The sequence below is a fragment of the Brevundimonas sp. genome (assembly GCF_031082345.1).
GTDB lineage: Bacteria > Pseudomonadota > Alphaproteobacteria > Caulobacterales > Caulobacteraceae > Brevundimonas.
In genome coordinates, this window is sequence record NZ_JAVHLH010000099.1 from 1 (window position 1) to 9,175 (window position 9,175).

The window sequence follows — 9,175 nt, forward strand, 5'->3', positions numbered from 1 at the left end:
GGCCGAGCTGATCGGCGCCGATCCGACGGCGATCGTGTTCTCGTCGGGCGGCACGGAATCGAACGCCCAGGCGATCCAGAGCGCGCTGGCGGCGGGCTGCGAGCGGCTGATCGTCGGCGCGACCGAGCATCCGTGCGTGGCCGAGGCGGCCAATGTCAGCGGCCGGCCGGTCGAGATCCTGCCGGTCGACGCGAACGGGGTGGTCGACCTGGCGTGGCTGGCCGAGGCGCTGGCGCGGCCGGGCCGGGCGGTGGTCGCCATCCACCATGCCAACAATGAGAGCGGCGTGATCCAGCCGATCGAGGCGGCCGCGAAGCTGGTGCGCGAGGCCGGCGGCTGGCTGCACGTCGACGCCATCCAGACGGCGGGCAAGATCGCGGTCGACATGCGCACGCTGGACGCGGACACCCTGACCCTGTCGGCGCACAAGCTCGGCGGGCCCCAGGGCGTCGGCGCACTGGTGTCGAAGGAAGGTGTTCCGGTCATCCGCACCCTGCACGGGGCGGGGCAGGAGCGGGGGCTGCGCGCCGGCACCGAGAACGTGCCGGGCATCGCCGGCTTCGGCGCGGCGGCCGAATGCGCCGTGCGCGACCTGCCTCTGGCGGCGGAACACAAGGGGTGGCGGGATGCGGCCGAGGCGAAGGTGGCGGCCGTCGGCGCGACCATCATCGGCGGGGCGGCGGAGCGCCTGCCCAACACCCTGTTCATGGCCGTCGAGGGCTGGGACAGCCCGCAGCAGCTGATCACCCTCGACCTGGTCGGCGTGATGGTGTCGGCGGGCTCGGCCTGTTCGTCGGGCAAGACCAAGCCCTCGAAGACGATCTCGGCCATGGGGCTGGACCATCTGGCGACCGGCGGGGTCCGGGTCTCGGGCGGTTGGGGCACGGTCGAAGGCGACTGGGACCGGTTCGCCGGGGCCTGGGTCGCCGCCTGGGAAAAATATCGCGCGCGCCACTCGGACCGCGTGAAGGAAGTCGCCTGATGGCCGCCGTCAAGGAAACCATCGACGCGGTCGCCGCCCTCGAGAAATACGAGCACGGCTTCACCTCGGATATCGACACCGAATACGCCCCACGCGGGCTGAACGCCGACATCGTCCGCTTCATCAGCGAGAAGAAGGGCGAGCCCGAGTGGATGCTGGAATGGCGTCTGGCCGCCTATGAGCGCTGGCAGGCGATGGAGGAGCCGACCTGGTCGTCGGTGAAATACACGCCGGTCGATTACCAGCAGCTGTTCTACTACGCCGCGCCGAAGAAGAAGGAGGGGCCCAAGAGCCTCGACGAGGTCGATCCGGACCTGCTGGCCGTCTACGCCAAGCTGGGCATCCCGCTGAAGGAGCAGGAGGTGCTGGCCGGGGTCGAGGGCGCGCCGCGCTACGCCGTGGACGCGGTGTTCGACAGCGTCAGCGTGGTCACCACCTTCAAGGCCGAGCTGGCCAAGGTTGGGGTGATTTTCATGCCGATTTCCGAGGCCTTGCGCGAACATCCTGAGCTGGTGCGCAAATATCTGGGCTCGGTGGTGCCGGTCTCGGACAACTATTTCGCGGCCCTGAACAGCGCGGTGTTTTCCGACGGGTCGTTCGTCTACATCCCGCCGGGCGTGCGCTGCCCGATGGAGCTGTCGACCTATTTCCGCATCAACGCCAGCCAGACCGGCCAGTTCGAACGCACCCTGATCATCGCCGACAAGGGCAGCTACTGCTCCTATCTGGAGGGCTGCACCGCCCCGATGCGCGACGAAAACCAGCTGCATGCGGCGGTGGTCGAGCTGGTGGCGCTGGACGACGCCGAGATCAAATATTCGACGGTCCAGAACTGGTACCCCGGCGACGCCGAGGGCAAGGGCGGCATCTACAACTTCGTCACCAAGCGCGCCGACTGCCGCGGCGACCGGTCGAAGGTCAGCTGGACCCAGGTCGAGACAGGGTCGGCGGTGACGTGGAAATATCCGTCCTGCATCCTCAAGGGCGAGGAGAGCTCGGGCGAATTCTATTCGATCGCCATCACCAACGGACGTCAGCAGGCCGACACCGGCACCAAGATGATCCACCTGGGCAAGAATTCGAAGAGCCGGATCATCGCCAAGGCGGTGTCGGCGGGCCGGTCGGACTCGACCTATCGCGGCCTGGTGTCGGTGCATCCCAAGGCGACCGGGGTGCGCAATTTCACCCAGTGCGACAGCCTGCTGATCGGCGGCGACTGCGGCTCGCACACCGTGCCCTATATCGAGGCCCGCAACGGCTCGGCCCAGCTGGAGCACGAGGCGACGACCACGCGCCTGTCCGACGACCAGCTGTTCTACGCCCAGCAGCGCGGCCTGTCGCAGGAGGAGGCGGTGGCCCTGCTGGTCAACGGCTTCGTCCGCGACGTGATGCAGAAACTGCCGATGGAGTTCGCCGTCGAGGCGCAGAAGCTGGTGGCGATCAGTCTGGAAGGGAGCGTGGGGTGAGGGAGGCTTCGCATCCGCGCCATCCGCCCTTCGCGCTCGTCTTGGTGGGAAGTTATGTGCTGGCTGCTGCCTCCGCGGCCGTAACGGCAATCACCTGGATCGAAGGCTTCCTGTGGGTGGGCGGGGTGCTTTGTGTCGCGTGGCTCGCCTTGGTCGGATGGGCCTTTTCGGAGTTTCGGGCACGCGCCGCGTGGGCCTTGCTCGGACTCATCATCCTGAACCCGCTGACGATCATCTACGCTGGTCTGCACTACACCTGCGCCGTCAATTTCGCCTGTCTTTGAAGCAAGTTCTGAAAATGCTCTCCATCTCCAACCTCCACGTCTCCGTCGGCGACAAGCCGATCCTCAAGGGCCTGACGCTCGACGTTCCGGCGGGCGAGGTGCACGCCATCATGGGGCCGAACGGGGCCGGCAAGTCGACGCTGGGCTACGCCCTGTCCGGGCGGCCCGGCTATGAGGCGACCGACGGGTCCGTGTCGTGGAAGGGCGAGGACCTGCTGGCGCTGGAGCCCGCCGAGCGGGCGGCGAAGGGCGTCTTCCTGTCGTTCCAGTATCCGATCGAGATTCCCGGCGTCCCGGCCCTGACCTTCGTGCGCACGGCGCTGAACGCCCAGAGGCGCGCGCGCGGCGAGGAGGAGGTCTCGGCCCCCGCCTTCCTGAAGATGGTCCGCGAGGCGGCGACGACGCTGAAGATGGATTTCGACATGCTCAAGCGGCCGCTCAACGTCGGCTTCTCGGGCGGCGAGAAAAAGCGGATGGAGATCCTGCAGATGGCCCTGCTGGAGCCGTCGCTGCTGATCCTCGACGAGACGGATTCGGGCCTCGACATCGACGCCCTGCGCATCGTGGCGGACGGGGTCAATGCGATGCGCAGCCCCGAGCGGGCCATGCTGGTCATCACCCACTATCAGCGCCTGCTGGACCACATCAAACCGGACCGGGTGCATGTGCTGGTGGCCGGTCAGATCGTGGCGTCCGGCGGACCCGAACTGGCGCACCAGCTGGAGGCGGAAGGGTACGATCAGTATCTTCCGGCGATGGCGTGAGCGCGCTTCCCGTCATCGATCTGAAGGACGCGTCCAGCTTCCCCTCGCGGCGCGTCGAGGCGTGGAAATACAGCGACCTGCGGAAATATCTGCGCGAGGCGCCCGCGCCGTCGCCGTCGGCGGCGATCTCGATCACCGGGGGCGGCCCGTTCGAGGCGCTGGGCGGCGAGGCCATGGTGTTCGTCAATGGTCGCGCCGTGGGGGCGAGCGCCTTCATGGGCTCGGGCCGGCAGACCGTGCGGCTGCGCTTCCTCTCTAGGGCGACGGACACGGGACACGCGGCGACCGCCCGCATCTCGGCGCGGGCCGGGGCGAAGCTGCTGATCCTCGAGACGCATGAGGGCCGGGGCTCGGCCTATGTGGCGCACAACCGGCTGGAGCTGGACGTGGCGCGCGACGCCGAGGTCACCCGCATCGTCCTGACCGACGAGCCGGAGGATGCGATCTCGATCACCCAGGCCGAGGTGCGGGTCGAGGCCGGCGGCCGCTATCGCCAGACCATCGCCACGACGGGCGCGAAGCTGCAACGGCTGGAGACCGAGGTGCGGCATCCGGGGCAGGGCGCCGATGTTCGCGTCGACGGGCTCTATGTCCTGTCGGATGCGCGGCAGGCGGACCTGACTTCGGTGGTCGACCACGTCGGCGCCGACGGCGCGACCTCCCAGCTGACCAAGGGCGTCGTCCGCGACACCGCCCGCGGCGTCTTCCAGGGCAAGATCATCGTCGAGCGCGGGGCCGACGGCACGGATGCCCGCATGGGCCACCACGCCCTGATCCTGGGCGAACGGGCCGAGGTCGACGCCAAGCCGGAGCTGGTCATCTACGCCGACGACGTGCAGTGCGCCCACGGGAACACGATCGGCAATCTGGACCCGGCGGCGCTGTTCTATCTGCAGCAGCGCGGGATTCCGTTAAACGAGGCGCGGGCCGTGCTGACCGAGGCGTTTCTGGTCGAGGTCGTCGACCGGATCGAGGACGAGGGCGCGCGGGAGGTGGTGCGGGAATGGCTGACGGCTCGCCTGTGACCCGCTTTGACGCGCAGGCCGCGCGGGCCCAGTTCCCGATCCTGTCCCGACAGGTGAACGGCAAGCCGCTGGTCTATCTCGACTCGGCCGCCTCGGCGCAGAAGCCGCGGGCGGTGATCGACGCCATGGTGCGGTCGATGGAGGGCAGCTACGCCAACGTCCATCGCGGCCTGCATACCCTGGCCAATGAGACGACCGAGGCCTTCGAGACGGCGCGCGAGAGCGTGGCGCGGTTCCTCAACGCCGAAACGCCCGACAACATCGTCTGGACCAAGGGCGGGACCGAGGCGATCAATCTGGTGGCGGCCGGAATCGGCCAGTCCATCCAGCCCGGCGACGAGATCATCGTCAGCGAGATGGAGCATCACTCCAACATCGTGCCCTGGCACCTGCTGCGCGAGCGGCGCGGGGCGGTGCTGAAGTGGATTCCGGTGCTGGACGACGGGTCGCTGGACATGGCGGCCTACGCCGACCTGCTGGGACCGAAGACGAAGGTCGTCGCCGTCACCCACATGTCCAATGTGCTGGGCACGGTGAATCCGGTCGCGGAGATCACCCGGCTGGCCCAGGCCGCCGGAGCGCGGGTGCTGATCGACGGCTGCCAGGGGGCGGTGCACGCGGTCCCCGACGTGCAGGCCATCGGCTGCGACTTCTACGTCTTCACCGGCCACAAGCTGTACGGACCGTCGGGCATCGGCGCCCTGTACGGCACGGCGGAGGCGCTGGAGGCGCTGCCGCCGTATCAGGGCGGCGGCGAGATGATCGAGACCGTGACCCGGGACGAGGTCCGGTATGCGAAGCCCCCGCACCGGTTCGAGGCCGGAACGCCGCCGATCGTCGAGGCCATCGGCTTGGGCGCGGCCATCGAGTGGCTGTCGCAGTTCGACCGCGACGCCGTCGCCGCCCACGAGCGCGCCCTCTACGACCATGCCCGCGCGCGGCTGGACGGCGTCAACTGGCTGCGGGTGATCGGCGAGGCGGACGGGAAGGGGGCGATCCTGACCTTCACCGTCGACGGCGCCCACGCCCACGACATCGCCCAGGTGATGGATCGCTATGGCGTCGCCGTGCGCGCCGGCCTGCACTGCGCCGAGCCGCTGGCCGCGCGGTTCGGCCTGACCTCGAGCGCGCGCGCCTCCTTCGCCCTATATAACACCACAGAGGACGCCGACGCCTTCGTCGACGCCCTCATCAAGGCCCGTGAGTTCTTCGCATGACCACTGAAACCGCCCGCATCACCGACAGCCCCGCCTTCGCGGAGGCGTGGGACGCGCCTCAGAACGGGGCGCTGTCGCAGGCGGAGATCGACCGTCTGACCGACGACATCATCACGGCGCTGAAGTCGGTGTACGATCCCGAGATCCCGGTCGACATCTATGAGCTGGGGCTGATCTACAAGGTCGACCTGTCGGACGACCGCGACGTGGCCATCGAGATGACGCTGACCGCGCCCGGCTGTCCGGTGGCGGGCGAGATGCCCGGCTGGGTCGAGGACGCGGTGAAGAAGGTTCCCGGCGTGCGCTCGGCGCGCGCCGAACTGACCTTCGATCCGCCGTGGGACGCGTCGAAGATGAGCGACGAGGCCAAGCTGGCCCTGAACATGTTCTGAGGACGTGATGACCGAGCTTCAGACTACGACCCGCCAACGCCGGCCCCGCCCCAAGGCGGTGTCGCTGACCGACGCCGCCGCCGCGCGCGTGCGCGAGATCATGGCCAAGGCGGACACGCCCGCCGTGGGCATCCGCGTCGGGGTCAAGAACGGCGGTTGCGCCGGGCAGGAGTACACCTTCGCCTATGCCGAGACGATCGAGCCGCTGGACGAGGTGGTCGAGGACAAGGGCGTCACCATTCTGATCGACCCCAAGGCGGTGCTGTTCCTGATCGGCTCGGAGATCGACTACGAGACCACGAAGCTGGCGTCGAAATTCGTGTTCCGGAATCCGAACCAGACCGACGCCTGCGGCTGCGGCGAGAGCGTCACCATCGTGCCGGCGCTCGGCGACGCGAACTGACGTGGCCTATGACCCGGAGTTCGGCGCCTGGGTCCGCGAGCATTTCGCCGGCCTCGGCCCGATCGAGATCAAGCCGATGTTCGGCGCGGCCAGCGTCTATGCCGACGGCCTGATCTTCGCCCTGCTGGACGACGGTGTGATCTGGATGAAGGCCGACGAGCACAACCGCGCGGCGCTGGAGGCCACGGGCGCCCGCCAGATCACCTATGCGTCGAAGGACGGCAAGGTCATGGCCATGCCCTACTGGAGCCTGCCGGACAGCGCCGTGGACGACCCCGACGAGGCGGTCGAGTGGGCCCGACAGTCGCTGGAGGCCGCGCGGCGCAAGGCGGCGCTCAAGAAGCCGCGGAAGCGCTAGGCCGGGCCTCCGGTCGCCGGGCTTCGTCGGGGGTCGGAACCTGCACCGCCGGCGTGACCGCTCCACCCGTGGCCTCGGCGACGAGTTCGGCGGTCTTGCCTTCCACCGCCGCCTCGAGGCGGGCGAGGAATTCATCCTTGGGCAGGCCGGTGGGGATGGGGTCGAGAAACTCCAGCGTGGCGACGCCCGGATGCTTTTCGAACGCCTCCTGCGGCCAGAACAGGCCGAGGTTGGTGGCCAGGGGCACCACTGGCATGTCGAAGTCGCGATACATGTGCCAGACGCCGGAGCGGTAGCGGAATTTCTCGCCCACCTTCGCCAGGTTGCCTTCGGGATAGATCAGGATCTTGCGGCCGGCGGCATGGGCGTCGGCGGCGCGCTGCTGCAGCGCCTCGCGCGCTTCGCGTCCGCCGCAGTTGTTGACCACGATGGCTCCGAGCTTGCGCAGCACCGTGCCGAGCAGGGGGAATTTCTCCAGGTGATCGCCGGTGACGAAGGCGAGGTCGTCGAACTGGTCGTAGGTGGCGAAGCCGTCGCCCCAGCTCTGGTGTTTGGAGGCGATGATGAAGGCGCCGGTCGGCAGCCGCTCCTTGCCGCGGGCTTCGATCCGGATGCCGGCGAAGAGGCGCATCGCCTGCACCATCCGCTTCACATAGCGGCGGATGATCCAGCTGGTGGCGCCGCGTCCGGGTGCCAGGGCCGCGAAGGCCGCCGCCGAGGCGTAGAGGATCGACAGGAGCCAGTAGGCGAGGTTGAAGGCCAAGCTTCGCATCGGGCGACTATGGGGCGAATCGGTCCCGGGTCTAGGCCACGTTGTCCAGCCAGTCGGCGCAGGTCACGCGGTTCCGGCCGGAGCGCTTGGAGGCGTAGAGGGCGGCGTCGGCGCGCCCGAGCAGGCTGGTCGAGGTCTCGCCGCCGCGCCAGTGGGCGAAGCCGATCGAGACGGTGACGGCGCCGAGGTCGTCATTGGTCGAGCGTCGGCGCAGGGAGCGGGAGCCGATCTCCTTGCGCACGCTTTCCAGGACCGCCTCCACCTCCGGCAGGGATTCGTCGGGGAAGATCATGGCGAACTCCTCGCCGCCATAACGGGCCGCGACCCGCGTCGGACCGGCCGCCTTGGCCAGGACGCTGGCCACATAGCGCAGCACCTGGTCGCCGGTCTGGTGGCCCCAGGTGTCGTTGAAGCGTTTGAAGTGGTCGATATCGAGCACCGCCAGCGACAGGCGCCCGCCCTTCGTCAGGGCGGTTTCGCAGGCGCTGTCCAACTGTTCGTCGAAGGCCTTGCGGTTGGCCAGGTTGGTCAGGGCGTCGGTCATCGAGTCGCGGCGCACCTGCTCCAGGTGCTCGCTGAGCCGGGCGATCTCGCGCGTCGAGAGCTCCAGCTTCTTCTCCAGCGTCTCGTTGTCCTGCTGGATCCTGTGCGTGGCGGTCGACAGGGTGGAGACGATGGCCCGCAGCTGGGGCGCGCCATCCGCGGCGTCCAGACTGCCGGCGGCGCCCTCGAGGGTGCGGCCATAGTCCGACTGGGCCTTGTGGGCCCGGGAGATGGCTTCGGTCACGCTGGACAGTTCGCGGTCCAGCACCTGCCCCGCGTCGCGGATCTGCTCGGTCAGCCGACCGCGCGGCAGGTACTCGGCGGCCAGCACCTCGGCCACCTCTTCGGTGAAGGGCTCGGCGGCCTTCAGCATACGCTGTATCTCGCGTCCGAGCGGTCCCTCCGGTTCGCCGAGATACTGCAGCCAGAGCTCGAAATTCAGCGGGGTCGGCCAGACCGACGCGGCCTCCATCGCTTCGACGGCCCGACGCGCCAGGGAATAGGCTTCGGGTCCGCGCAGCGTGGTTTCAACCGCTTCAGTCATCGATGTCCTCTGGCGGATCGCCTTGAGACGGCGACCTCATGCCGGGACGCTAGGCCGGGGTTCCGTAACGCCGGGTTAAACCGGAGCCTCCTCGGCATCGATTCAGGACGGCCTAGCCCTTGATGGACACGGCGCGACGCAGGAAGGCCGGGACTTCCGCCTCGCCGAACGGCCGGCCGTTGCTGCGCTGGGTCTCCTCGGCCGGGCGTGCGCCGCGGCGATCGGACTGACGCAGGTGGGCCTCCTGTGTCGGCCGGTCCTGGGACACGGGTTCGGCGGCGGCGACGGGGGCCACGACGGGCGTTGCGGCGACCTCGACCGGAGTATCCACCGCGGTCCGGGCGGACTTGCCGCCGCGCCGGCTGCGGGTCCGGCGGGCCGGGGCCGTCCCGGCCTCGACCACAGCCGCTTCCTCGGGAGCGGGC

The 9,175-nt window shown here is 69.0% G+C and carries 11 protein-coding genes and 1 pseudogene; 9 read left to right on the top strand and 3 right to left on the bottom strand.

Annotated elements, in window-relative coordinates; genetic code table 11:
• From RDU12_RS08105 to RDU12_RS08145, 9 genes are all read left to right on the top strand, one after another.
• A partial coding sequence (locus tag RDU12_RS08105) for a cysteine desulfurase family protein (protein ID WP_308684417.1) occupies positions 1-982 on the top strand: 982 nt, incomplete at its 5' end.
• Positions 982-2,448 (top strand): Fe-S cluster assembly protein SufB, encoded by a 1,467-nt coding sequence (sufB, locus tag RDU12_RS08110; RefSeq protein WP_300290069.1) that lies wholly within the window; start codon positions 982-984, stop codon positions 2,446-2,448. The genes RDU12_RS08105 and sufB, both read left to right, overlap by 1 nt.
• A 56-nt stretch (positions 2,449-2,504) precedes the next feature.
• Complete coding sequence (locus tag RDU12_RS08115; protein ID WP_300290070.1) at positions 2,505-2,732, top strand: hypothetical protein; 228 nt, start codon at positions 2,505-2,507, stop codon at positions 2,730-2,732.
• Between the two features lie 14 nt (positions 2,733-2,746).
• Entirely contained in the window at positions 2,747-3,496 is a 750-nt protein-coding gene (gene sufC / locus RDU12_RS08120; RefSeq protein ID WP_300290071.1) for a Fe-S cluster assembly ATPase SufC, read from the top strand.
• The gene (gene sufD / locus RDU12_RS08125) at positions 3,493-4,521 is read left to right on the top strand and encodes a Fe-S cluster assembly protein SufD (RefSeq protein WP_300290072.1); all 1,029 of its coding nucleotides are present in this window, start codon (positions 3,493-3,495) and stop codon (positions 4,519-4,521) included. Before sufC ends, sufD begins: the two co-directional genes overlap by 4 nt.
• Positions 4,500-5,738, top strand: coding sequence for an aminotransferase class V-fold PLP-dependent enzyme (locus RDU12_RS08130; RefSeq protein WP_300290073.1), 1,239 nt, complete (start codon positions 4,500-4,502; stop codon positions 5,736-5,738). Before sufD ends, RDU12_RS08130 begins: the two co-directional genes overlap by 22 nt.
• On the top strand, positions 5,735-6,130 hold the full coding sequence (locus tag RDU12_RS08135; protein WP_300290074.1) for an SUF system Fe-S cluster assembly protein: 396 nt from the start codon (positions 5,735-5,737) through the stop codon (positions 6,128-6,130). Before RDU12_RS08130 ends, RDU12_RS08135 begins: the two co-directional genes overlap by 4 nt.
• A gap of 7 nt (positions 6,131-6,137) precedes the next feature.
• Positions 6,138-6,533 carry an iron-sulfur cluster assembly accessory protein gene (locus RDU12_RS08140; protein WP_300290075.1) on the top strand — a complete coding sequence of 132 codons (396 nt, stop codon included), beginning with the start codon at positions 6,138-6,140 and terminating at the stop codon, positions 6,531-6,533.
• A gap of 1 nt (position 6,534) precedes the next feature.
• Entirely contained in the window at positions 6,535-6,891 is a 357-nt protein-coding gene (locus RDU12_RS08145) for a TfoX/Sxy family protein (protein ID WP_300290076.1), read from the top strand.
• Here RDU12_RS08145 and RDU12_RS08150 read toward each other — a convergent pair.
• From RDU12_RS08150 to RDU12_RS08160, 3 genes and pseudogenes are all read right to left on the bottom strand, one after another.
• On the bottom strand, positions 6,869-7,663 hold the full coding sequence (locus RDU12_RS08150) for a 1-acyl-sn-glycerol-3-phosphate acyltransferase (RefSeq protein WP_300290077.1): 795 nt from the start codon (positions 7,661-7,663) through the stop codon (positions 6,869-6,871). The genes RDU12_RS08145 and RDU12_RS08150 overlap by 23 nt on opposite strands.
• Before the next feature lie 31 nt (positions 7,664-7,694).
• Positions 7,695-8,750 (bottom strand): GGDEF domain-containing protein, encoded by a 1,056-nt coding sequence (locus tag RDU12_RS08155; RefSeq protein WP_300290078.1) that lies wholly within the window; start codon positions 8,748-8,750, stop codon positions 7,695-7,697.
• Positions 8,751-8,862: 112 nt separating this feature from the next.
• A pseudogene (locus RDU12_RS08160) lies at positions 8,863-9,175 on the bottom strand (RNA helicase); the annotation flags it as partial.